The 24,535-nt window shown below is 57.3% G+C and carries 19 protein-coding genes and 4 tRNA genes; 11 read left to right on the top strand and 12 right to left on the bottom strand.

Annotated elements, in window-relative coordinates; all coding sequences use genetic code 11:
• Positions 1–54 precede the first annotated feature (54 nt).
• The 3 genes from ACUM6F_RS02175 to ACUM6F_RS02165 all read right to left on the bottom strand — a co-directional run bounded on the left by ACUM6F_RS02175 (position 55) and on the right by ACUM6F_RS02165 (position 2,590).
• Positions 55–813: an ATP-binding protein gene (locus ACUM6F_RS02175; protein ID WP_445348276.1), complete on the bottom strand. Its 759-nt coding sequence runs from the start codon at positions 811–813 to the stop codon at positions 55–57.
• Between the two features lie 192 nt (positions 814–1,005).
• Positions 1,006–2,145, bottom strand: coding sequence for an alkaline phosphatase family protein (locus ACUM6F_RS02170; RefSeq protein ID WP_426377590.1), 1,140 nt, complete (start codon positions 2,143–2,145; stop codon positions 1,006–1,008).
• Between the two features lie 79 nt (positions 2,146–2,224).
• A complete protein-coding gene (locus ACUM6F_RS02165) occupies positions 2,225–2,590 on the bottom strand; it encodes a phasin family protein (protein ID WP_425621546.1) in 366 nt (121 codons plus the stop codon).
• 194 nt (positions 2,591–2,784) lie between these two features.
• Between ACUM6F_RS02165 and ACUM6F_RS02160 the strand changes: the two genes are divergently transcribed.
• The 3 genes from ACUM6F_RS02160 (at position 2,785) to ACUM6F_RS02150 (ending at position 3,084) form a co-directional block, all read left to right on the top strand.
• Positions 2,785–2,862: transfer RNA gene (locus ACUM6F_RS02160), tRNA-Pro, on the top strand.
• 53 nt (positions 2,863–2,915) lie between these two features.
• Positions 2,916–3,000, top strand: a tRNA-Tyr gene (locus ACUM6F_RS02155).
• An 8-nt stretch (positions 3,001–3,008) separates the two neighbouring features.
• Positions 3,009–3,084 (top strand) — tRNA-Lys (locus ACUM6F_RS02150).
• 79 nt (positions 3,085–3,163) lie between these two features.
• On the opposite strand, the gene ACUM6F_RS02145 is transcribed toward ACUM6F_RS02150, so the two are convergent.
• Positions 3,164–4,474, bottom strand: a complete 1,311-nt coding sequence (locus ACUM6F_RS02145) for an Ig-like domain-containing domain (protein WP_445348275.1) — start codon at positions 4,472–4,474, stop codon at positions 3,164–3,166.
• A 264-nt stretch (positions 4,475–4,738) separates the two neighbouring features.
• Between ACUM6F_RS02145 and ACUM6F_RS02140 the strand changes: the two genes are divergently transcribed.
• From ACUM6F_RS02140 to ACUM6F_RS02130, 3 genes are read left to right on the top strand one after another with little or no spacing between them, the layout of a single operon-like run.
• Positions 4,739–5,020, top strand: a complete 282-nt coding sequence (locus tag ACUM6F_RS02140) for a FeoA family protein (RefSeq protein ID WP_445348274.1) — start codon at positions 4,739–4,741, stop codon at positions 5,018–5,020.
• 18 nt (positions 5,021–5,038) lie between these two features.
• Complete coding sequence (locus ACUM6F_RS02135; protein WP_445348273.1) at positions 5,039–5,794, top strand: FeoB small GTPase domain-containing protein; 756 nt, start codon at positions 5,039–5,041, stop codon at positions 5,792–5,794.
• On the top strand, positions 5,791–7,194 hold the full coding sequence (locus tag ACUM6F_RS02130; protein ID WP_445348272.1) for a nucleoside recognition domain-containing protein: 1,404 nt from the start codon (positions 5,791–5,793) through the stop codon (positions 7,192–7,194). The genes ACUM6F_RS02135 and ACUM6F_RS02130 overlap by 4 nt, the downstream gene beginning before the upstream one ends.
• 14 nt (positions 7,195–7,208) lie before the next feature.
• Here ACUM6F_RS02130 and ACUM6F_RS02125 read toward each other — a convergent pair whose 3' ends face one another.
• Positions 7,209–7,658: a metal-dependent transcriptional regulator gene (locus ACUM6F_RS02125; protein WP_425621542.1), complete on the bottom strand. Its 450-nt coding sequence runs from the start codon at positions 7,656–7,658 to the stop codon at positions 7,209–7,211.
• Between the two features lie 191 nt (positions 7,659–7,849).
• Here ACUM6F_RS02125 and ACUM6F_RS02120 point away from each other — a divergent pair, with 191 nt between their 5' ends.
• From ACUM6F_RS02120 to ACUM6F_RS02100, 5 genes are all read left to right on the top strand, one after another.
• Positions 7,850–8,296, top strand: coding sequence for a DUF3795 domain-containing protein (locus ACUM6F_RS02120; protein ID WP_425621541.1), 447 nt, complete (start codon positions 7,850–7,852; stop codon positions 8,294–8,296).
• Between the two features lie 139 nt (positions 8,297–8,435).
• A complete protein-coding gene (locus ACUM6F_RS02115) occupies positions 8,436–9,209 on the top strand; it encodes a sulfide-dependent adenosine diphosphate thiazole synthase (RefSeq protein ID WP_445348271.1) in 774 nt (257 codons plus the stop codon).
• The gene (locus ACUM6F_RS02110; RefSeq protein WP_445348270.1) at positions 9,202–9,744 is read left to right on the top strand and encodes an acyltransferase; all 543 of its coding nucleotides are present in this window, start codon (positions 9,202–9,204) and stop codon (positions 9,742–9,744) included. The genes ACUM6F_RS02115 and ACUM6F_RS02110 overlap by 8 nt, the downstream gene beginning before the upstream one ends.
• Positions 9,734–10,351 carry a DUF1405 domain-containing protein gene (locus tag ACUM6F_RS02105; RefSeq protein WP_445348269.1) on the top strand — a complete coding sequence of 206 codons (618 nt, stop codon included), beginning with the start codon at positions 9,734–9,736 and terminating at the stop codon, positions 10,349–10,351. The genes ACUM6F_RS02110 and ACUM6F_RS02105 overlap by 11 nt, the downstream gene beginning before the upstream one ends.
• 64 nt (positions 10,352–10,415) lie before the next feature.
• Positions 10,416–10,502 (top strand) — tRNA-Leu (locus ACUM6F_RS02100).
• A gap of 122 nt (positions 10,503–10,624) precedes the next feature.
• Here ACUM6F_RS02100 and ACUM6F_RS02095 read toward each other — a convergent pair.
• From ACUM6F_RS02095 to ACUM6F_RS02065, 7 genes are all read right to left on the bottom strand, one after another.
• Entirely contained in the window at positions 10,625–11,374 is a 750-nt protein-coding gene (locus ACUM6F_RS02095) for a hypothetical protein (protein WP_445348268.1), read from the bottom strand.
• A complete protein-coding gene (gene pglZ / locus ACUM6F_RS02090) occupies positions 11,371–13,380 on the bottom strand; it encodes a BREX-3 system phosphatase PglZ (protein ID WP_445348267.1) in 2,010 nt (669 codons plus the stop codon). Before pglZ ends, ACUM6F_RS02095 begins: the two co-directional genes overlap by 4 nt.
• Positions 13,373–16,219: a DEAD/DEAH box helicase gene (locus ACUM6F_RS02085; RefSeq protein WP_445348266.1), complete on the bottom strand. Its 2,847-nt coding sequence runs from the start codon at positions 16,217–16,219 to the stop codon at positions 13,373–13,375. The genes pglZ and ACUM6F_RS02085 overlap by 8 nt, the downstream gene beginning before the upstream one ends.
• Before the next feature lie 3 nt (positions 16,220–16,222).
• Positions 16,223–19,546 (bottom strand): DEAD/DEAH box helicase, encoded by a 3,324-nt coding sequence (locus ACUM6F_RS02080; protein ID WP_445348265.1) that lies wholly within the window; start codon positions 19,544–19,546, stop codon positions 16,223–16,225.
• Between the two features lie 2 nt (positions 19,547–19,548).
• Entirely contained in the window at positions 19,549–20,403 is an 855-nt protein-coding gene (locus tag ACUM6F_RS02075) for a Hachiman antiphage defense system protein HamA (RefSeq protein WP_479684209.1), read from the bottom strand.
• A 314-nt stretch (positions 20,404–20,717) separates the two neighbouring features.
• Entirely contained in the window at positions 20,718–21,629 is a 912-nt protein-coding gene (locus ACUM6F_RS02070) for a restriction endonuclease (RefSeq protein WP_445348263.1), read from the bottom strand.
• 37 nt (positions 21,630–21,666) lie between these two features.
• Positions 21,667–24,480 (bottom strand): DNA methyltransferase, encoded by a 2,814-nt coding sequence (locus ACUM6F_RS02065; RefSeq protein WP_445348332.1) that lies wholly within the window; start codon positions 24,478–24,480, stop codon positions 21,667–21,669.
• Between the last annotated feature and the right edge of the window lie 55 nt (positions 24,481–24,535).

Below are 24,535 nucleotides of genomic sequence, written 5' to 3'. Positions count from 1 at the left end.
AGTGAAAACAAACCCCGAAATTTTGCATTTTCGCATAAATACCGGCCTTACCTGCTATGCCTGCAAAAGGGCCTCCCTGACTTTCTTCAGGTCGCGCATGAAACCCGCCGGCAGCTCCAGGGCGCATTCCGCTCGGGACATGTCCCCGGCAAACTCCTCGTACCTGCCTGCATAACCCCACACCGGCAGTTCAGCGGCCGCCTGCCTGATGAACTCCCGCTCGTCCGCATTGCGGACGCGGTTGCCTACAAAACCCACCTTTTCAATGCCCAGGTCGAAAGCCATCGCCACAATGTTCCGCGCTGTCGCCGCCGCAGCCCGCGTCGGGTCGCAGACCACAACCATTCTGTCAACGCCTCTGGCGGCGCCGCGCGACAGCTGCTCGATGCCGGCCGCCAGGTCGACAACGACCACTTCCTGCTTATCTACAAGCACCGAGGTTAAAATCGCGTTAAGGAAGGCGTTTTCCCGGCAATAGCAACCTGCCCCGCCTTTCTTGAGTGCGCCCATGCGCAGAAGGCGCACGTTTCCCCGTACGAGGGCGTACCTGTCCAAAAGGTCTTCGACCTGCGGATTAAGGACCATGTATCCGCCGTCACCCCCGACACGCTCCCTGATCACCGCGCGCATTTCGGAAAAAGGCTTCAACTTCGCGGCGTCAGCCTCCGGTACACCCAAAGCCGCAGCCAGACACGCATCCGGGTCGGCGTCAATAGCCCAAACCGGGCCGTCTTCAGCCCATAGTCTGATCAGCCCCGCGGCTATGCTCGTCTTCCCTACCCCGCCTTTACCGGCAACAGCAATCTTCAACAACGTACCCTCTCCCCTTTCGCTGCCTTTCATTCTATACGAAACCCGTTTTTAATTAAACTGTAACAGCTATTTGCCGTTTCCAAAAAGGCTTCAGCCAAAAGCGGCGAGTAAATAAAAAGCGGGAACCGTCTATGGGGTTCCCGCTCTGCAAACTGATTTTTTCACGCTGGACGGTTCTTGGGAAGCGATACCTCAAAACAGGAGGAATTTCTTTTTAAGGTAGCGGTACTGGATGTAGTAACCGGCCAGGGCGAGGATGATCAACACGGCAATCAAGCCGATCAGGGTCTTTACGATGCCGCCCAGTATGCCGATTCTGCGTTCCCGCTCCGCGATGGCCTCCTGTGTAGTCTTGCGTTCCTGGCTGATGATCGTCCGTTCTTTCTGGACCTGGGCCTCGCCCGAGCGCAGATCCGCAATCTCCCGGGCGGCCCGCAGCTGCGCGTTCGACAGGTCCTTGATGCGCTGTTCCATCAAGTAGATCCCGTTTTGAAAGGAACCGGGCTCGAAGGCGTTCCACAGGACGAGTCCCGTGGCCTCGGGCAGCCGCTCGCCCACGATATAGCCGAGTGTCGGCGCGAGGTCGGTGAGGCTCGCCGGGGGAAGGATAACCCCGCCTTTAAACTGCGGGCTCTTCAACACCAGGGCCGGCTGACCCGTCGTGCCGCAGACGGCGATCAGGGCGTGATCATACATCCCCTTGCCGTGCAGGTAGCGCAGCAGCTCGCCCACGCGGTTGTCGGCGTCGGTCACCGCCTTGGCGTAGGCCTGGCTGTTCGGCCCGCTTTCGGCCAGGGCCTTGCCCACCTCGCCGAAAACAAGCACGCTTAGATACGGGGTTTTATCCGCCATTACTTTAACGGCGTCCTCAACCATCTCCCGGTCATTGCCGTACTTCCGGTACAGTTTTGACTCGTCCGCAAACCGTCCGTGCCTTCCCGTGGCGTCGAAGAAAGCCGTTTTGATGTTCTTTTGCTCCATCAGTTTTAGAATTGTGGGCTCGGCCAGCCGGTCGTTGCCGTTTACGAACTTGTGCAGCTGCGGGTCGCAGCCTGTCAACAGGCTGCCCACAGCGGCCTCCAGCGTTCCGGGGAACGGTGTTATCGCCTGGCTCACTCTGATCCCGCTCGCGGCGACACCGTTGATGTTGGGCGCCTGAACTTTCTGCAAAACGTCAGCCTGCAGCCCGTCGATAACTATAACGATCATTTGGCGGGTGTAACGCGGGGCGTCTCGCTGCCCTTCCTGGCCGGCGCTGCCGTTATCGTTCGTAGCGCTTGCAATAATGGGAACCACTGCCAGCACGGCCAGCAACAGCAGGATCTTCGCCAAGCCCCGGAAAAGCATAAGGACCATCCCCCTGCAGCAGGCTAGATATAATAACTATACTGCGGGGACAGTCCCCATTATGCTAACTTTGTACACCGTGACCGCCTTCGGCGGGGCTGTCGGCCGCCGGGCTTTCTTCGGGCGCCTGAACCTTACCGAACAGGCGTTCCTCGATCCTTGCCAGGCGGGCGTTGACTTCGGCCAGATCCTTCTTCGTTACCAGCCCCCACTCTTCGCGAAGCTTGCCGAACTCCGAGGCGATGGTCTTCTGGATTTGCTGGCGCTCCTTTTCACCTTTTTCGAGCAATTCCTTGACAAAGGCCTTCGCTTCAGACGTGCTGATCTGTCCTTTTTCACTGAGTTCCTTGACAAGCTGCTCGGCTTTTTCCTTGGTCAGGGACACTGCACCGATGCTGATCATCATCAGCTTGCGCATCATCTCCATCATCCTTGCAAATCACCTCCCTACTACCAAAGTATAACACCCGTCCGGGCTGTCTACGCACATCTTAACTAAATTGTAAAACATTTACGAGGTTCGTTCCCAGGCCCGCCGACACTTTGCCCGGGATGCTGTTGACACCCGGCCTTTCATTTGCTATACTCTTCATTGTCGGAAATGACCCGCTCATTCCGGGATCTCGGGATGTGGCGCAGCTTGGTCAGCGCGCTTGCCTTGGGAGCAAGAGGCCGCGAGTTCAAATCTCGCCATCCCGACCACTGTAAACTAGAGGTCGGCGGCGTGATGAGATTACCGACCCAGAACGACATACGGAGGGATACCCGAGTGGCCAAAGGGGGCGGACTGTAAATCCGCTGGCGCAGCCTTCGGTGGTTCGAATCCACCTCCCTCCACCATCACATATGGGCCATTAGCTCAATTGGCAGAGCAGGCGACTCTTAATCGTCAGGTTGAAGGTTCGATTCCTTCATGGCCCACCATAAGAAATTAAGACGGCAAGCTTTTCCAAAGGATGAGCTTGCCGTTTTTCGTTTTTGCGGCGAACGAAATCGGCCACCGTCAGCGGACAATGACCATGAAGCCCTTTTCAAAGTGTCGGGCGATCCACTTGACGTCATCCTCCGGAATCAGGAGACAGCTGTAACTTCTCGGCAGACCCAGCTTCTCATGGTCGTCTTCCTTCATCCCATCCGGCAGTGCATGAATCAAAATGTCGGTGTTAAGAGCAAACCAGGGCCTGTTTTCCTCGTCCAGCCCCCTGTTTCTCCAGCTCTCATACATTGTCACGGCGGGAATGCGGTCGGCGTGGCGCGCAAACGAGGCGTCGATCTCCTTGATTTCCTTCCCGCCCTTCATAATCCAGACCTTGCTGCGTTTGTCCCCGCGCTTGACCTCGAGCCAATACGGCGACCCCAACTTCGTCGTGCTGAAAGAAAACTCTTGCTCCAGCCTTTCCCCGTAAACGGATGTCAGGCTGACCCTGACCTTGTAAGTCAAAGACGGCCGAAAACACCTGTCGGGAACGAAAATGGCTTTCTCTCCCTCCACGTCGACCTGCCCGCCCATGTCATCGACCTCGATCACGGCTTCCTTAAGCTTCTGGTTGGTATAGATGCAGATGTTGCGCGACAGCCAGATGCTGGGCGCCCCGGGCTCGGGATATTGTTCCATAATCAGCAGTTCCGGAGCAGTGTCGAAGAAAACCCTGACCGGCTCATCGGCTGCCAGTCCGGACAGGCTGCGTACTCCCGGCCCTATGGCTATCTTGTACCGCCTACCATGCTCAAACGGGCGCTCGGGGTAGAACAGCCAGCGGCTCGTGTCGGCAAACCGGCCCCTTTCCAGTTCCATTTCGGCGGGCCGCCACTTACCCGGCACGTCCATGCGTACAGCGGAATGAAAACTCCTCTCCTCTACCGGCGTGTTAAACTGCAGTACTACGGGCCCGCGCGCGGGCACCTTGGATTTAGGAAAGAGCCCAACAACTCTTGGAGCCACCGCCGTCATAAACTGACCGCGCCCGCTGACGCTGAAGGGCCAGATCACCGCCGGAGTCTTGCGCAAACGGTACCGGTATTTCAGCCCTTGGCCGGTAGCCTGTTCCTGTATCCTGATGATAAGGCAGCGCCGGTTTACCCACGTCCCGCGGTAAACGGCTTGACGCCCGAACTCGTCCGTAATGTTCAATCCCGCCACGGGGTAACTCGTGCGCATCGGCGCCAAAAACCGGAATGTGACTTCAACTTCGCACTCCCCGCTCCGCCAGGCATCCGCAGTCACGGCGTGCCCGAGGAACAGCCAGGCGATCAACAGCGCCATCCACGCCAGGTTAACGGCATAGATTGTTTTGCGAGGAATGAATATGGCCATACTCTCTCCCCCGAGCCCGTCCCCTTGACTAAAGATATCGTCGTGAATGGGCGTTTATGCCGGCACGGGATGCACAAGCTCTGCACCCCTCGCAACTTTTGGTGAACGGGTGGCATCTTCTAATCCCGCTGCGTACTATGCCATGAACGGCAACACTGTCTAGCCCACTGTTAGCCTGGGCTAACATTATTACCCTTCGCTAACAACACCAATAGATAAATAAGCCTGTTGCTTGTTCAAGGGTGTCTGAGGGGGGAAGTGACAATGTTGAACCTGGCGAAGACGAAGACTGCGCCTGTTAACCTCGCCGCGCTGCCCGTGGGGAACACCGCACGGGTTATCTCTCTCAAGGCTTCAGGTTTGACCAGGCGCCGTCTGCTGGATTTGGGAATCGTCCCGGGAACGGAAATTTTGGCGCTGCGTCGCAGTCCGGTCGGAGACCCGACAGCGTACCTGGTTCGGGGAACGACCATCGCCCTGCGGCGGGACATAGCCCGGCAGATAGAGGTGGAAATGTCCGCCGAAGAATACGACTCGAAAATCTAAGACCGGAGGGTTCCTTCGATGGGACTGACCAGCAACGCCTGCGGCTGGAGCGCAAACCGCGAAACATTCGGCATCAAAAGAAATGGATCCATCCCCGTGATTGCGCTGGCGGGAAATCCGAATACCGGGAAAACGACGGTTTTCAACGCTCTCACGGGATTGAACCAGCACACCGGAAACTGGCCCGGGAAAACGGTCCTGCGTGCCGAAGGCTGTTACGCATTCAACGGCCGGGAGTACCTCGTCGTCGACCTTCCGGGCACTTATTCCCTCCTGGCCAGTTCTGCGGAAGAACAGGTGGCGCGTGATTTCTTATGCCTGGCCAACCCCGACGCCACGGTCGTTGTCGTCGACGCCACCTGCCTGGAACGCAACCTCAACCTTGTCCTGCAGGTATTGGAGATCACGCCGCGAGCAATCGTCGCCGTCAACCTGATTGACGAAGCCGCCAGGAAAAACATCCATATCGATTGCCGCAGGCTGGCCGGCGAGTTGGGAGTACCCGTCGTGGCCACCGCCGCCCGTTACGGCAAAGGGATCGACGAGCTTAAAGCGGTCATCGCCGAAATGGCCGGCAACCAGCTTTCCACCTCGCCGCGCCTTGTAACCTACGACACTTCTTTGGAAAGGTCCATCAGGTTTCTTGAACCCCGGCTTAAAGACATTCTCCCGCCCTACCTCAGCGCGAGATGGGCGGCGCTCCGCATCCTGGAGGGAGACCCGTATATCTTTAACACCCTGCACCACTTCTTTGAAGGATGCGGACAAAGGTGAAAGCCGCAACAGCCGACAAGGAGGAGTCTCTGCGCTATCTTAAGGCGCTGGCCGAGGCAGCCAGGCTTGATCCCGCCGCCCACGACCGCATTGTCGGCTCGATTTACTCCGAGGCCGAGAGGATCGCCGGCGCCGTCGTACACCGGACGAGGCCCAAAAGAGACTGGGACCGTCGGATCGACGACATCCTCACCTCCAGGTGGCTGGGCTTTCCCATCATGTTTCTTTTGCTGGGCGCGGCCTTTTGGCTTACCATAACGGGAGCCAACTACCCTTCCCGGCTGCTGGCGGCGGTCCTCTTCTGGGGGCAGGAACAATTAGCCGTCCTCCTGGGTTGGCTGGGAGCCCCGTCCTGGCTGAAGGAGATTGTTGTTGACGGGATGTATCGTTCTTTGGCCTGGGTTGTCTCGGTCATGCTCCCTCCCATGGCCATCTTCTTCCCGATTTTTACCCTTCTCGAAGACCTGGGCTACCTGCCCAGGGTGGCCTTTAACCTGGACCGTTTCTTTAGAATGGCCGGCACGCACGGCAAGCAGGCTCTGACCATGGCCATGGGCTTCGGCTGCAACGCCGCGGGTGTGGTGGCCTGCAGGATCATCGACTCGCCCAGGGAGAGGCTGATCGCGCGCCTGACAAACGTTTTTGTACCGTGTAACGGCCGTTTCCCCACGCTCATCACCCTGGCCGCCGTTTTGGCTGCCGGACTGGGGGTCTCGGCCTATCAAACGGTCTTCGCCACAGCGGCCGTGGCCGGCCTTGTGATCGCCGGTATCGCGGTAACCCTTTTCGTCTCCTGGCTGCTTTCCCGTACGCTGCTGCGCGGGGTTCCCTCCTCTTTCACACTGGAACTGCCGCCCTACCGCCGGCCGCAGGTTGTGCAGATTCTCGCGCGCTCGTTTATCGACCGGACGCTGTTTGTCCTGGCACGGGCCGTCACCGTGGCGGCACCGGCCGGAGCCTTGATTTGGCTTCTGGCCAACATCGACCTTAACGGTCAGAGCATCATCCAGCACATGGCAACCTGGCTCGATCCCTTTGCCAGGCAGATCGGTCTCGACGGCTTCATCCTGGTGGCTTTTATTTTAGGGCTGCCGGCCAATGAAATCGTCCTGCCGATCCTGTGCATGTGCTACCTGTCTGCCGGCTCGATGGTTGAGTTGGACAGTCTCAGCGCCATCCACCGTCTCTTCGTCGTGGAGCACGGGTGGACCTGGGTGACCGCCCTCTGCGTCATGCTCTTTTCCCTGCTGCACTTCCCCTGCGGTACCACCCTCTATACCATCCAAAAAGAAAACGGTAACTGGAAATGGACGTTTCTGGCCGCAGCTATTCCCACGCTGACGGCGATTACGGTGTGCTTCACCGTCGCCCGGACGGCCAGGATACTGGGGCTTGGCTGAGACAGATTCTTTTCTCAATCTTTATAGCCGTCGTCCAGCACGTCGCCCCGTTGCTCCTGCGCGGTTTTAAAGATGTGAAACTCGCCCAGGCAGGCAGGATTGGCCTTGAAAAACCTGACCAGGTAATCGATGGCACGGATGGTCGGAAGCGAAAGGTAGTGTTCCATAGCTTCGGCCTCTTGTTCCCTGCCGCAAGACACATCCAGCACGGTCAGGAATTCCTGCAGAATGGCGTTCCGCTCCACGAGGAATTTTCCCAGCCGGCGCCCCTTTTCCGACAGTATGACATCCTTGTAACGCCGGTAGGTCAGATAGTCTTCCTCGTGCAGGCGCCGCAGGGCCTTAGTGACCGACGGCAGCTTAACCCCAAGCCTGGCCGCCACGTCGGTGACGCGCACGGCGTTTTCACCGAGCGACAGGCGATAGATCTCCTCCAGGTAGTCTTCAAGGCTCGGAGTAAGCATAAAAATCACTCCTGTAAGTAGTCTACGCCTTGACCGGCGGTAAACAGAACCTTATTCCCCCCTTTTCGCTCTTGGCGGTTCCTTATCATTGCTATCCTGCTAAACAGACTTGTCGCTTCAGTTCCAATCGGAGTATCATTGGCTTATATCGTTTTCACAAAGAAAATAATGGAACGAGAGGATGGTGCGGGATGGACAGGGAAACCATACTTGCCGAGCTGGCCCCCTGCGGGCTGGACTGTTCACGGTGTTTCGGCTACGGAGACGGGGAAATCAAGAAGCTGGCGCTAGCGCTCCTGGACAAGCTGGGCAACTTTGACCGCTACGCCGGGAGACTGGCCAAGTTTATGCCGGTCTTTGAGGGCTACAAGCAGTTTCACGAACTCCTGCTCTTCTTCGGCAAAGCCTCTTGCGCCGGCTGCCGGCAGGGAGGGGGCACTTTCCCCCTTTGTTCGGCCAAGACCTGTTTCCGGGAAAAGAACGTCGATTTCTGCTTCCAGTGCGACGAGTACCCCTGTGAGCGCAACCAGTTCCCGCCCGACCTGCAGGCCCGCTGGCGCAGGATGAACGACCGCATGCGGGAAACAGGCGTAGAACAGTTTTACGCAGAACAAAAGAAAGAGCCGCGCTACCCGTAAGATCCGGCGGCTTTCCTATACCTTTTGGTACACCGATTACTGACTACCGACGACCGGCATGGTTATCCTGCCATAACTTGACGAATCCTGAGTACAAGAGTAAAGTATATGGATAATAGCTGGATGGGGGATTTATCTTATGAAGTTGGACGAGCGTGTCATAGCAAGAGCCATTATCGAGCGGTATAACAAGAAGCTCCTTGACTGCCTGGACAGCGACGTGGCTATCGTCGGCGGCGGACCGTCCGGGCTTACCGCTGCCTACTACCTGGCCAAGGCGGGCTTACGGACCGTTCTCTTTGAGCGCAAGCTCAGCGTCGGCGGCGGCATGTGGGGCGGGGCGATCATGTTTAACGAGATCGTCGTCCAGAAAGAGGCGCTGCCCGTCATGCAAGATATGGGTATCCGCTACGAGGCCTTTGAACCCGGCTATTATACGGCCTCGTCGGTGGAGTCGGTGGCTGCGCTGACCCTCGCCGCGGTCAAAGCGGGGGCGACAATCATGAACCTCATTTCGGTCGAAGACGTGTGCCTGCAGAACGACCGTGTGACCGGCCTGGTCCTCAACTGGACGCCTGTCGAACTCGGACGCTTCCACGTGGATCCCATCGCTACCCATTCGCGGTATACCATCGATGCCACCGGGCACGACGCCCGTATCGTGAACATCCTCGCCCGCAAGGCCAATATCCGCCTGAATACCCCGTCCGGCAGCGCCGTCGGCGAACGCCCGATGTGGGCCGACGTGGCCGAAACCGAAATCCTGGAGAATACGCGTGAAGTCTACCCGGGACTTTTTGTCACGGGGATGGCGGCCAACGCCGTCGCCGGGGGTTACCGCATGGGCCCCATCTTCGGGGGCATGCTTCTTTCCGGCAAACTGGTCGCCGAAAGAATCATTAACAATGGCTGATTCGAAAAATACAGAACGGTGCAGGCGGAGGCTGACCGTCTATCCCGTGCCCCCCGGGCGCAACAGTATGTGGTACTGTTTCCGGGATAAGAGCCGTCTCCGGGTTATCTACAATTTCCTCTTGATCTGGACGGCCCGGTACCTGCCGTGGCTGGGCCTCAAAAACGTCTTCTACCGCCTTACCGGCATGAAGGTGGGCCGCAACGTGGCGGTAGGCGCCATGGCCGTCTTTGATTTTTTCTATCCTGAGCTGATCACCCTCGAAGACAACGTCGTCATCGGCTACAACGCTACGATCCTCGCCCACGAATTCCTGGTACACGAGTATCGCCTCGGCCCGGTGGTCGTCGGCGCGAATACGCTGATCAGCGCCAACTCCACCGTGCTTGCCGGGGTCACCATCGGCAGCAATACCCAGATATCGGCCATGTCCCTGGTCAATACCGACGTCCCGCACAATGTTCTCGCCGGCGGCGTCCCGGTCAGGGTCATCCGCAAGCTGGGTGAAACGGAGGAACCCGGGCTTGAGCGCTAGCACCGGCAACGCCGGCCCCTACCGCGGCCTGCTGGGCTACCTGCTGGTCCGCCGCCGGTTGCTGCTCGCCCTTCTTCTGATCAACGCCGCGGCAACCGTGTACGGCTTCTTCTGGTACCGCGAACAGCTCGCCGCAACACCTTGGTACTACTGGCCCTTTACCCCGGAATGCCCCATCCAGTCCCTGCTGTTCGCCCTCGTCCTCGGGCTGCGCTTGAGCGGCAGGCCCTGGGCCTTCCTCGAAGCCTTCACGATGCTGGGACTGATCAAATACGGGGCGTGGACGGTGGGCATCATCGGCCACCACTGGTTCACCGGCGGACAATGGGACTTCGAAAAGGTGTTCCTCTTCGTGGCCCACGTCGGCATGGCCTACCAGGGCATCGTCTTCCTGCCCCTGCTGGTCCCGGCGCGCTATCTGGTTTTCCTCGTAGGACCCTGGTTCGGCTTCATGGATTTTCTGGACTACGGCGCCGGCATCCACCCCTACCTGCCGGGCGGTGATCGCCAGCTTCCCCAGGCCGTCACGCTTGCGGTCTTAACCACTGTTTTGACCTCCCTGTACACGCTGCCGTGGCTCCGCGCCAACCCCCGAGATCATTCCTGAAACACGTCGTAGGCTCGTTGACAACCGACATCCGGTATGCTATCATAACCTTTGTCGAAGCCGTGCGGCAGTGGCGGAACGGCAGACGCGCTAGACTCAGGATCTAGTGGGCATTAAGCCCGTGGAGGTTCAAATCCTCTCTGCCGCACCAGGAAAATCAAGGGCTCCCGAAAGCGGGAGCCTTTCTGTTCTGTCGGTGACAGCAGCCATTTTGTTGCGATTTTATCACCAGAACCTAAAGCAGCTAGCTCATACCCCGTCTTCCCACACCTGCTACTTTCGCAGCATCAGCAATTCTTCATCCAAGCCATGGCGCAGGACTTCCATGCGGGGCGACGACACCAGGATGCTCTCCAAGGAAATTGACTGTAAGCGAAATGGAAACAAGCTTGCGCTGCTGATCAATTCTCTTAACACTCCTGACCCGTTAGGACGCGCATGCAACGAGGCCTCAATTAGCCATGCAACCAGCTTGGGATCGCCGACCACCAGCGATAATCCTTGCGTGTAAACTCCTTTTGTAGCTGTCTCGCCAAGAACACCCCAGTCCACGTAGGACCGAAGTACGCGACGGGCTGCTCTGGAGACCGTTTCCCGTTCCCCGTACTGTTCCCGGACCCGCCGTTGAACGTGGGCTGCTGCGGCAGAGCCCTGGAGCTTCAAGAGGCGGCCGACCTGGCTGGCCACCGCCGCCCAGAACGGATAGACAGCCATCACCATTCCCCAGTGAACTGCGATCCGATCCGCTCGAGGAAGGTGCCTCAACAATTCAAGCCCGTCGTCTCGAAACATTTCCAGCCCGCGTGGAACGTTGAGCCAAACCTTCATAAGGATGGTGATGACTTTTTCACGGTTACCGCGTTCGGCGCTACCGCCAACGGACACCTTGTCTTTTAGGAGTTCTTGCAAGGAAGCGTTGATTGCGGATTTATCGTTCCCCGCCAAGACGAGGTTGGCGGCCTGCTCGAGCCACTCCAGGCGAACTCGTTGACTGAATCCGATGTGGTTCGTACGAAGGTTCATATGTTTCTCCTCTTGATCTCAATGAAAGGAACAATTAGCTCCTCAATCGTAACACCGCCATGGCTGACAATGCGTTCCCCGTCGCGGACAAACGCCATCCGGCCGGGGGCGATGAGGGCAAGGTAGTCTTCTGGAAGGCCGATGGGCTGCCATTTCAGAGCGCTTGGGAACCGTGCCTGCACCTTATCCCGAAGCAAAGTATCCGCATAGACGCGGACCCGCTCGCCGCGTAGATCGGCGACTGCGCCCTCTGAAGCGCGTCCGCAGCCCTCGGCCTCAATATTGCCGTGGTCGGACGTTAAAAAGACTCGGAAGCCTCTATCCAACAGCAGGTCAAGGAGATCGGTAATATAAGATTGCCGGGCCCACTGGCGCACCTGATTATGCATGCCTGCAGTGCCAAGTTCCATGCCATGCATAATCTTATCGACTTTATCAATAACCAGTCCGACAACCCTTGTCTTTGGACGAGTGATTAGCTCATCAACCAGGTCCAGGTTGCCGTCTCCCAGTCCCTTGGCGTAAACCACTTCGTTCTGTAAAAGACCTTGATCCACCCAGAACTGCGTCCACAGAGCCGGCTCCTTGTCGGTCGTCTGAATGGTGTTCGGGAAATACATGGGCGGCTTACCGGCAAACGCTGCTTGGCGCGAGACAGAGGTGACCGTGGGAATCCACGCGAATACGCTGTTCTCGCGGAAAAGGAAACTCGACCGCCGCTTTGAGACCGCATTGCGGACAACAATCCATTGGTCGAGGGAAAGCCCGTCGACCAAGAGTAACGCGACCTTGCCGTTCTGTTCATCTCCCAAATAGCGAGCCATGAACCGCGGGATATGATGGAGCATGACCGGCGGCGCCGGGGGGAGGTTAACCAGCCCTGCATACCGCCTCACCAACCATGCGGTGAATGCGGCATCGACTTGAGACTGCAAATCCCTTACCTTTTGGGTTACCTGTTCCTGAAGAGTAGTACCTTCCGGATCATGCACGAGTACCTTCAGTTCCGCCCACCCGCGGGCGAAGCGGAACCATTCTCCATGCCTGGCATCCTCCGCCGGGACGGAGGACAGGATATTCTCGATCAGCCGGTTCAGGCGGCATCCGCGATCCTCGGCAGGTTCGATCCTGACTCCTATGCTCGCCCAGGTTTTTGACAGAATTTCCGCGCGCTCATGGGGGACAGATTGGAGCATTCCCTCAAGGAACAGGTTGTCGATGTAGACCCGGATATCATGGTGATCGAAGGGCAGATCTGCAGGTCCGGGGTAACTGAAACCGTAGGGCATCGCGTCCTCTCGAGCGCCAGGATCATTCACGGCGGCCATGCGGTCCAGGAACACCGGCCAACGCTCTTGTAGAAATGCGAAGAACGCCTCCCGGTCAGGTATGATGGTTTCCAGCGGCCAGTCGGCGAAGGCGTCGTTTAACCGCAAGAGCTGGATGAATCGTTCGTCGAGAATAGCGGGTATCCGCTGCTCACGGTAGTGACGACGGAGCAGAACACGCAGGAGATCCGACGGCTGTTTGATAAGCTCCGGAGCAATCTCGAAAACGTGGCGGAGAATAAACTCCTTCGTAGCATTATCCCCAAGCTGGCCGGGCGCGTACCTTCGCTGGGCATCATACAGGGCATCAAGGTAGCCCCGGTCCAGAGCGGCCACGACCGGATAGCTCAGGTTCGGAAAGATATCGCCAAGGTTGAAGGAAAGCCGCCGGCCGGCCTGGAGCAGATCATACGGAAGGGTACCGAGGTCGCTGGCCGTGGAATGCAGCACGACCACAAGATCCGTTTGTTCGCCGCGGTCCCAGCGAGAGCGGAACTTGGATTCATAGGCATAGCGGAAGGCCACATGATCCTCGAAGGGCATCAGCTCAAAGCCCCGTTTCCGGATATCTTCAAGAATCCCCTCTTCAAGCAGCAGACCGTCCGGGTCCGCCACAAGGGTGAGCCTTGCGACCTTCGGGGTAAACTCCCTGAGGATATGGGCGCGCCAGCTACTCAAGGCTGCATCCCTCCACACGAATCAACAGAAGAGGCACGATCTCAGGGCAGATGCGGGCACGCTTCTCGATTTGCCTGTAAAGGTTTTGTTCTTCCTGATCAAGTAGGTTCAATCGATGGTTACGGACTTGAGGCAGGCCTATGCGCTCAATAGCCCTCCGCCTTGCAGCAAAGGAATACTCGGCCTTTTCCCGCTCCCGCGCAATTCGGGCGTGATGTTCTTGCACCAAAGCGTCGTAAATGGGCCTCCCGTGCTCTTCAGCGGCTCGGAGCAGCTTCTCAAAAACATCCTTGGAGCTTGCAGCGTCGAGGTTTGAGCGTACATTCGGATTCACTACCAGCAAATGGTCCCATATATGCCTGGCCGTCGGCGTGTAAACCTTGCCGTTATCGGCCAGGAAAAGGGGCATAATCCGGTGGCGGTTCCAGCCTGAAGCGGTGATGGCAATCCGCCAGAGAGACCAGAAGCCCTGAATCTCAATACCAATCCCCGGAATTGATACAACCGGGATCGGCTGCCCCGGGACAAACCGGGGCAATCCCATCGCCAGACCGCGTATTTTCGGCTCCTCCAGGGTTAGGCAGCGTGCAGCGGGGATCTCCGCTGCTTCTTTGGTGGTAAAGACCGCCGCAGGATATATTGCACCGTCAGGCCAGGCAAGTTCCCACACGCGGTCTTTTCTTTCCGCCTTACCGCCATGCGCCCTAAGGTAACTCACCGTCATACGCTCAACCCAATGCTGCAAAGGATGGGCCAGGAGGCGTTGTGCTTCTCCCGGGTCAAGGTCATCCGAAGCCCCAAGCATCGAGGCAATGCCCCGCGCTTCCCGTACCTGCTCCCGGAGGCGGGTAACCACCTTATCCACTGAGTCCTCCACCCTATCGGGATGCAGGATGGCATCGACATACAAATCATCGAATATGTGACCCGCCTGCGCTGAGTCGAGAACGTCGCCGGTTTTGTCGATGCCGAACTCCTCGAATATAACGGCAAGCTTCTGCTCCAGCACTTCAAGGACACGGTGTTCCACTGAGTCTTGAAAGACGAAATTGACCGCGCGGACAATATGCGTTTGGCCAATGCGATCCACTCGCCCGATGCGCTGCTCAAGCCGCATCGGGTTCCAGGGAATGTCGTAGTTGATTACCGCGTGGCAGAACTGAAGGTTCAAACCCTCTCCGCCGGCGTCCGTGGAAATGAGGATGCGGGCCTCGCGGGCGAACGCCTCCTGAACCCGCTTGCGTTCATCCAAATCCATGGAGCCATTGAGACAGACCACCGAAAAGCCCCGTTCGCTGAGGAAATCGCACAACATCTCCTGGGTAGGAACAAACTCGGTAAAGACGAGTACCTTCAGCTCCGGATCGCCCTCTTCCGCCTGGAGCCGGTATATCCAGTCAAGCAAGGCCTCTGCCTTGGCGTCCGGTCCGGCCTGCTCGCACCGGGTCGCTGCTTCCAAGAGCAACTGTACCTCGGCGCGTTCATTCTTCAGCGCTTTAAAGCGGGTGCGCAGCAGCGTTTCCAGCTGCTCCTGGCCGTCGAGATCAGCCCAGTCATCTTCGGAATAAACGGGGAAAAGGGTCAACTGTTCCCCGGGTGCCTGGAGCGCCTCCAGCCGCTTCTCGAGCGTGGCGTGAATCGCCCGGGTGCTGGAGACAACCAGGCGCTGCATCAGGATCATCAGGAACCCGATGTAACTGCGTTTCTCACACAAGGCCTGGTTGTAGCCTTTCCTGACGTACTCGGTGACGGCTTCGTAGAGATGCTTCTGCCGGCTGTGGCGCTCTTCCCAGGACACCGGCGCAAGTTCCGTGCGGCGGGGCTTAAACAGCGGCTTGCCCTCGGCGTCGATGGCGCGGCGTTTTTCGGTCCGGATGACGTACGGCTGAACACGCTCCCGCGTGACGCTGCCAACGTCGGGAAACGCCTGGGGATCAATCAGAGACATCAGGCGGTGAAAGGCGTCGGTCTTACCCTGGTGGGGAGTGGCCGACAGAAGCAGGAGGTACGGCGCGGCTTCGGACAGCCCCTGGCCCAGTTTGAAACGGGCCACCCGGTCGGTGCTCCCGCCGAGCCGGTGCGCCTCGTCCACGATGACCAGGTCCCAGCCTGCCGATATCAGATCCTCGAAACGCTCCCGGTTGTGTTCCCTCACCTGCTCCGCCGTCCAGCCCCGGCGCTTGTCCAGGGGCTTCACGGAATCCATCGGCACCACCACCTGGGAAAACACTTGCCAGGGATTTGCAGGCGCGAGTTCCGGGGCTCCGTTTCCAAGATCCCCGTCAGCCGGTCTCAAAACCGGGGCGATACGCCGTAGCGTCTTCAAGTCCTCGGGGAGCACCAGATGGAAGGTCTCGCCGAAGTGAAAGCGCATCTCGCTCACCCACTGGCTCACCAATCCCTTCGGGGCGATGACCAGTGTCCGCTTCACCAGCCCGCGGAGCTTGAGTTCCCGCATGATCAGCCCGGCCTCGATGGTCTTGCCCAGCCCGACTTCGTCCGCCAGAAGGTAGCGCACGCGGTCATTGGCAATGGCGCGCGACAACGCCCGGATCTGGTGCGGCAGCGGGATGACGGAGGCCTCGATGGGAGCAAGCAGAACGTCCTGCGTCAGCGCATCAGCCACGCGAGCGGCGGCAGCGACATAGGCAATACTGTCAGGTGAATTACTCAAGCCGCTCTCCAGAGGCTCAAGCCTAGAAGCAGGGATACGGACCACCGCGTCGCTATCGGGAAACCATACACGGCAGACCGTCTCGCCCCAGAGGTCCCAGACTTCGATGATTCGACAGGCTTGACAATGTTTTGGGCTCCAAGCCCACTGGTTAGGCTGAATCATTGGTCACTCGTCCCCAACAGTAAGGCGTGGATCCCGAATCTCCATCCGCCAAATGGTTCCGGTGCGGATAAAGACAATACGGGGATCATTCGCAATCTCATTGAAGGGAAACTTCTCGGTCGGTTCCACCGCGATCCGTGTTTTTCCATCGATCGTGCAGAGGAACGCCTTCTCGCCAATCATCCTCACGTGTAGAACATCGGCATCACCGACACTCTCTATAGTGAATGGGGCGAACCTGGGAACATCAGCAGGACGGCGGCGCGCAGAGTCCTCGACTATGAGATCCAGCCAGACTGCCGTTGTAGCAGAAACCAAAGGGCGGAGTTGATCTACAAACCTCAACGTACGGAGGTTCCGGCTGATCTCGGAGATGCTAGTGCCAAATACAACGTTGAGCGCGGCGAGTTCAGTCGCAGCCGCCCGCGAGCGAACGCCGGCAAGGAAGATCCGCGCTGCCAAATCCGTTGGGACTCCTAGTTCCACCAGCAAGGCGATCTCGGCAAGAGCGTCGGCTCGCTCCGCGTCCTCAGAGATGCGCAGTTGCTGGGATGCTGCATGAATGACCCACGGGAGCTGGTAGCCGTAAAGTTCTCTACAGATGTCGTTGGCATCGTCATCGATGGTGCTGAGTTCCCGAAGGCCGACACCATCAAGCCATTTCTCCCGTAGTGCATCGAGCTTGGCTGCATCGGGCAATTGTACGACGACAGAAACCGCGTTGATACGCACCCATTCCTCAATCGTGCGAACTGCAGCTAGCAACGCGTCGAACTTTTCTTCGCTCGCGAGGTAGGAATCGGCCACGCCTTTAAAAATCTCAATGTTCTCATGGGCGCGAAGCGCGACGCTCAACGGAAGTCCCGACGACACCACCGCCTTCCGGGCCGCCTGAGACACACGTCTTAGTGTCGAGTCGGCGCGTGCCCGCAAGAAAGCGATGACGTCATCTGCGCCTGACCTATCCTGGAGAACAGCTAACGAGTCTCGAAACACTCGTTCTATCCATTCTATGGACTCGCTTCCTTCTGGGTTCACCACTGGATCCTCGTGCAATGCAAGCAACTCATCATCAAGGAGGTCGCATATCATCTCGCAGGTTTTTGCCCTGCTCCCCAGCCCAGAGAAGTCGTTGTTGGCGGCGAGCTCGAGTAGGACTTCGAAAGATACACCGGCCCGACCGGCGATGGCCCGAAGCGCGCGCACGACAGAGAGAAGCCCGCTTTCGACTCGATCACCAGTATGGGCGTTAAAATAAGACTGTGCGAGCGACTCATCCCTTTGGATCTGCCAGCGCTCGCGCGTATCGTCGATGGCGTAGAGGATCTTGCCCTCGCCGTCCACGAATGCTCGACCTGCTCGGCCGCAGATATTCCAAAAGTCTCGCCTGTCGATAGGCTTTTGCCCAGTGTACGGGTTAGCAATAATGACCGAGGAGATGCCGACGTTCACCCCCTGCGCAAGCGTCGTCGTGGCAATGATGATCTTCGGCGGCTTCGATCGCAGCAGGTGTTCGAGCGCAAGACGCACCTGCGGCGTGAGGCGATTGCTGTGGCAAACCACGCCGGCACGGGCAGCCTTAAGCTCAATTGCGTCGGGAGTCAGCTCCTCTTGACAGACAGCTTCGAAGACCCTCCACTCATGCTCCGGCCAGGGATGGTCTTCTGGGGCTTCGCCAAGCGCGAGGAGTACAGCTTCGGCAAGCGTTGGTACGGAAACCGCCCTGCCCGTAAAGATCATCACAGGCCCGATGGCGCTAAGCCGAACGGCGGTAGCGGCAACCGCTTCGTTCTTATTGCTCGGAAATGGCCTCCTGCGTCTCCCGAACCCCAAGGGTTTCGCCTCAACGAATGACGGGTTGAATGACGCGATCTCCCCTTGCCAGTCGATCCTAACGCGCGAGCCATTCCAACGAAGTAGGCCGAACCGCTCAGCCGAGGGTTTCCATGTCGATCTCGCGACTGCAGTTGGATCGCCGGTGACCCACTCAGCGAGCTCCTGCGGATTCGGAAGCACAGCTGAAAGCAGCACCGCGCGCGCACCCGTCGCTCGAACGAAGCAACGGAGATGATCGACGAACACTTCGTTGCGGACATACCGCTCCGACGGTCCGATAAGGTGCCCCTCATCCACGATCACGAGCCTCACGTTCTCGAACAGTTCTGGTGCGGCGCGGAAGAGAGCCCGTGCCTTCTCGGGCGTGGCGATGATAATCGTGGATTCAGCCACGAGTTCGGTGTCGATGGAGCTGACCCGTGACCCGCCATACAAGTGTGACACGCTATAGCCAAGCCAACTGAACGTGTCGGCGAGTGTGTGTTCGACCTCGAGCGCGAGGGATCGAAAGGGCGCGAGATATAGGATTCGCGCTGTGGGGTTGTTAAGAAGTGTTTGCAGAATGGCCAGCTCGGCAACGCGAGTCTTACCGGCGCTCGTGGGCAGGTTTACCACTGCCCCACGGTTTGCCGAATTCAAAACGAGGGGCAGGGAGGCGCACTGCGAGGTCCAGAGTTCTATCAATGGACGCTTCCCAAACGCAAGCAGCCTCACGTAGCGTCCAAGGGCGTTCGGCACCTGTGATCCGAAATATGGAGGAAGGACCCGCCACGGTGATGCTTCGCCAAGGTCCTTGAGCATGAGCCGGAGTAGCCGAACGATCCACCACCACGCTGGGTGGCTTCCTGCTGTAGCGATGATCGCGGCATCTCGAAGCTGCTCGTCGGCGAGATCCAGGGCGCCGTTGGCACCGGTGAACGTAAATTCGAGAGCGATGGCGACTGCGCGTGAGATGGCGACCGTAATGGCCCATTCATCCAAATCCAGCTGGTCCTCGAATGAAGGTGGCTCGCGCAACAAGACCTCGTTCAGGCGGTCGATCAACGAAGCCGTATCTTTTCGGAGGAAGGCCCCGATAGTCCGCGCGGCTGGGGTAATTTCTTCGACGGCACGGATGGCAACGAAAGCACGTGAGTAGTGCCCCGCCGCGTAAAATGCCATCGCCGCAACGAATACGTGGAAGCCACTCTCACGCAAGTCCTTCGCAAATGGGCCATGAACATAATGGAGCAGCGATGCTGCTCGTTCTAGGACAGCGATACCTGCAGCTCGATCTCCTTGCTCGGCCACGCTGCAGCCAGCGGCGAGGAGCCCGTATACAGCAAAGGTCACCTTGTCTTTGAGGTTTGGATCGAAAGACGGGAAGTTGGCTGGAAGTTCCCGCACTTCATAGAGAACGTGTTTCGCGTGCGCCTGAGCGAAAAGGTTTGTAAGCGGTGGCGTTTGAAGCTGTTCCAAAAACTTGCGCGCCTGCTCAAGGGGGATTGGCATTACTACTCCAACTCCTTATAACAGTCGTCTACCAGGGAATCCGGGTCCGGAACGCCTAATGAGATCATTGCTAATCGGTGGAGGGAGTTTGGTGTGGCGCGATTCACTCGATCGGCAGCTCGCTCGTCGCTCAACAGCATCCCGACGTAATCGATCCGAAGCCGTCTGAACACGAATAACCGTGCGCAGTAGAGGACGCGCTCCCCAAGTTCTGGATTACCCTCTTCGTAGAGGCGGTCCGCAACGAACTGAAGAGACGCCGGAATCCCTCCTTTGTACGAACGGACAAGTCCCTCGACGATTTCCCTAACCGCCACGGCTGACGACGCCCCGCGGAATTTCGCCTCACCCACGACAATTCTCACAGGATCGGAGTCGAGATCGAAGGCGAGAACGTCGTCTCCTTTCATGGACTGATCTACGTTCGGGTTGTAGCGGAGACGGTAGACGGGAAGTGTAACGCCACTCGAAGCAACGACATACTCCGCCAACACGATCTCCGCAAGGTTACCTTTCCGCGTAGAGGGGTTGGTGGGAAAGCGTTGGAGCCGCGCCTGCTCCGCCTCGAAGCCAAGGCGCCTCATCGCTTCGCGGTGTTGCCTCGTGCGCTCGATTGCCTCTGGGCTCGTGTGATGGCAAATGAGCATCTTGCGAAAGCACTCCACCGTTGCACACCTGCTCCCTTTCTCTGATAGGGCGCGGTGAGGTACATTGGTGGATGTTATTTGATCATTCGCCGAAAGAATCACACCTAACAGATGAGGAGGCGAAGGATGGGCACCGAGAGTTACAGAGCCAGCACCGCCTCTCCTTGGACCGCGTGACCGACTCACCGTTGATACTTTGCTCAGCTTCATCCTTCATCCCTCACTTCTTGTTATCGCTTGGTCATACCACATCAGCAGCTTGGGATCTTCCTGGAGGATGTTCTCGGGAATCTTCCGAGCCACGGCGATGATGGTCGCGTAGTCGCGCTCCTGCCAGGCCTTTTTGAATCCGGCGCGGACGGCCTCGAGGCGGAATACCTTCAGGCGCTCTGGCTCGAGGTCCGGTACTCCTCGAACTCGCGCAGCAGGGCCCGCTCGCGTAGCTTCTCCAGGTCGCCGGCCTAGTTGGGGTCGGGCACGTACCAGCAGTCCTTGGCCTCAGGCGACCCTATCCGACAACCGGCTTAACTTTCCTCTTCAAAGTAATCCGAATCAATCTTATAAAGGGTATACCTTGCTATTTCGGTAACCCCAACACCATGTTCGATCATTAACTCTGCTAGTTCTCGGCCGTCGACGAGGACGGTGTTCCCCACACGATCAGCATATTCCCTTGCTTCGTTAGAAAAAGAAGAAGTGGTAATCAGTACACCTTTCTTTGCCTTGCGGTCAATTAAGCTGCCCACAAACTCGCGAACCACACTTACTCCCACTGGGTTTTGCCACCTTTTGGCTTGGACACATAAAACATCTAAACCGAGCTTGTCTTCTTTGATAACCCCATCTATGCCTCCATCACCGGTTCGCCCAACTTTTTGGGCCGCATCTTTCACTGAACCTCCGTAACCCATAGTCACTAATAGATCCAAAACCAGTTTTTCAAAAAAGTCCGGTGAAGAGTTTTTCACGCGCTCTAACAGCTCTTCAGACAACTGACTGATTAGTTTCTGGTGTGCAAACTCCAGGAGTTCCTCGGGAGTTTGAAGATTATCCGGGGATGGCGGGGAATCATCGTTTTCATTTCCATTATTGTCTAACCCTCGAAACTCTCTGTATTCGGGAAACTGCTGCAAGAATTTCATCCCCAGATGCTGCGGGTTTTCTTTCAAAACATCCATGCCACGTGATGTAATCCGAAATTTCCCTCGACCAGTACTTTCTAAAAGCCCGGCCTTTCTGAAGTGAGTTGCTACCCAACCCACCCGGTTCCGAAACCGGGTTTGCCTCCCGCTGGGAAGCATTTCATCCCTGTCGTCTTTACTCAAGCCTAGCTGATCGGCCAAAGCATCCGCAACTTTGCTCATGCTGTACTCTCGACCATCACCCACCACCCTGAGAAAGGGAAGCATTAAACTCTGAAAGTCCGGGACAGCCATTACTACCTACCCCTTTCCCTAATTCTCATAGTACGTTCTAGCGATCATCCCCTGTACGCGTGAGCGCTTGGTCGTACCACATAAGGAGCTTGGGGTCTTCCTGGAGGACGTTCTCGGGAATCTTGCGAGCCACGGCGATGATGGTCGCGTAGTCGCGCTCCTGCCAGGCCTTCTTGAATCCGGCGCGGACGGCCTCCAGGCGGAACACCTTCAGGCGCTTCTGTTTCGATTCGCGGTACTCCTCGAACTCCCGCAGCAGGGCCCGCTCGCGCAACTCCTCCAGGTCGCCAGCCTTATTTGGGTCGGGCACGTACCAGCGGTCCTTGGCCTTGGCGCGCAGGGTCAGGTCATCTTTGGGCAGGTTGCGTAGCTCCTTGAAGTTTGTAGACAGGTAGCTGTGAATCTGGCTCGGCACCTCGCCCTTACCGTCGTAACGCAGGAAGTTCTGCTCGAGCAGTTCCAGGAGTTCCAGGGGCTTTTCATACTTACGCCAACCACCAATCTCCTTAAGAAACTTTGGGTGAAGCTCCTGGAAGGTCTGTGGCTTTTTCGCAAGCTGCTGCCTGAGCCATTGGATGGCCGAGGATTCATCGGTGACGAAGAGCTGAAGCTGCAGGACCTCCTTCACCGTCATGCGCTTCTTGTCGTACTCCGCCACCTGCTCAGGCAGGAAGTACATCCCGTCGCGCTCCGGGAAACGCTGGGCAAGCCCCTGGTAAAACTCAGCCGCGGAAAGCGGTACCGTCACACCGCGCTGGACGTGGAAAGCCACCATGCGGTCAAAAAGACGAAAACTCAAGCGTTCAACAACAACTTCCGCTTTATCATCTTGTGACCGGACAAAAACTGGCAGATGCCGTAAGTGTGTTCTTACAAAAGCCCATACCCCGTCTTCCGTCCCGGCCTTCAGGCGGAAATCAGCAGCTATCCTAGTCGCAGGCTTATAGGCAGATATCACCAAATCGTGCTTCACAGCCCCGGCAGCCGTGGTCTGTCGGAAACTCTTTTGTTTTTTGTCCAACGTCCGGACATCGGCAATGACAAACCCAGCGCGCTGAATGGATTCGGCAATAATATTCCAAACCACGTTGGAAGAATTATGAAATTCCACGGTCATCCACCGCCCCGGCTTCAAGGCACGGTAAACGGCCGTGAACGACTTGTACATAAGTTCACCGTAATCACCGGCTGTCTTCCTTTGGGTTAGGGCGCGGTCACTGATTACGGCTTCCGACCCCCGGTTCGTGAACAGTCCCAGCCAAGACTCCCAGATGAAATTCATATCGGCATAAAAAATATTAGAACCAAAGGGTGGATCCAGAAATACATAGTCAATGCTGTCAGGCGGCAGGCTGCACCCTTCGAGACCGGTAGTCTGCAGACAGAATCCGTTGTCATTCCGCGGCAGCCAATTGAAAATCCCATCCATCAACTCATTTAGTTTCCTGGCAAACAACCGGATGGGGTTTTCCTGCCGAATCAGCGAAGGAATATATAAGACCCCCGTAATGGGGCCACCCCCTCCGGATGGCAAACGACGATTGAACTTACTGCAACGGAGAGCGATGCTGGTAAACACCCAGATCAATTTGCTCCGCACTTCAAAATCCGAAACGCTCCAAATCTGCGTCCAGATTTCCTCCAGGGTCAAGGCCGACAATGGAATGTATAATTGCTTATGGCTTTTTACACCGTGTTTCCCCATACCGTGGCGGTACATCTCCCACCCCGTGTCAAGCGGGTAATCAGGGAAAACGGACAATCGATCAATTAGCTTCAGTTTATCAGCAATTTGTTCACGAAAATGCTCTGCAGGATACTCATGGACTGACCGATCTGCGTTACCAGCTATCCCGACAAGAACCGGTTCCAGTTTCGGATACTCCACCACGCCTCCTAACAGGGGATCCGGAAACTTGAGAAACGACCGGATCAATGATCGTTTCTGATAGATCGCCCCGCAGTGGGAGCAAGATATCTCCGGAGCCACTTTGCCGGTATCCCTGTCTACGGCCGCATCCCAAAACACTATTTCCCCGCTGCAGTTGCTACAGAAGAACACATCCGACCAAACCACATACGCAATCGTAGCAGTTGTCCCATCGGGCATAGTGACCGACCAGTATTTTCGCTCCAGGTCCAGTAAACTGGTGACAAACCGGCGCATCTCCTCGTGTTTTGTACCCGCACCTACCCCCCGGTTATAATTGTAAGCAATGAACGTGGCCGATGGCGCGAGGTCGTTCAATATTACCATTCGGCCGCCCAACCGGGAAAACGGTTTTCCTTCTTCGTCCAGAATGGTCCCGTCATTCAGCACTTCATAACCGAGAGACCTCACGGCCTCTCTACTGCCGCACATTTGCGCCGCCACGCCGGTCATTCCCGACCCGCAAAAGCCGTCGAACACAATATCTCCCGGCCTAGTGTAATGTAGTATGTATCGCATAATTGCCTTGTATGGCACCTTGGTGTGGTAAGGATGTACATTGTAAATACGGTCGTTCTTCCCCTCGGTGACATCCGCAGCAAAAGGTTCCGGCCGCCAATCATCGTCCGTTTCAATACCTTCCGACCTGCCGTAGTACCTGATGAAATCTTCAATGAAGGGATTGGGACAGGCCGTATAGTAGGGCGGATCCGAAACACGCAAAATGTCCTCTATGGCACCCTGAGGAAACCCGCTACTATTACGAAAAGCAGGATCACTCAGTTTCTCACGCAGCTTTTCCAGAAAATATGCCCGTCGATCCGCGTCGTTTTCAAAAAGTCTGCCAAGGCATTCGACAGGTCTTTCCCAATTAGACCAGACGATAGCCAAAACACTCTTTGTTTCTCGTAATTGACCCATTTCCACCACACCTCAAAAATCGCCCAACCAACAAATTAAACCGCAAATGCACGAC

It is taken from the genome of Desulforudis sp. DRI-14, assembly GCF_052618305.1.
Note: the sequence above shows the minus strand (reverse complement) of the source record. Positions and strands in the feature narration are given on the sequence as shown.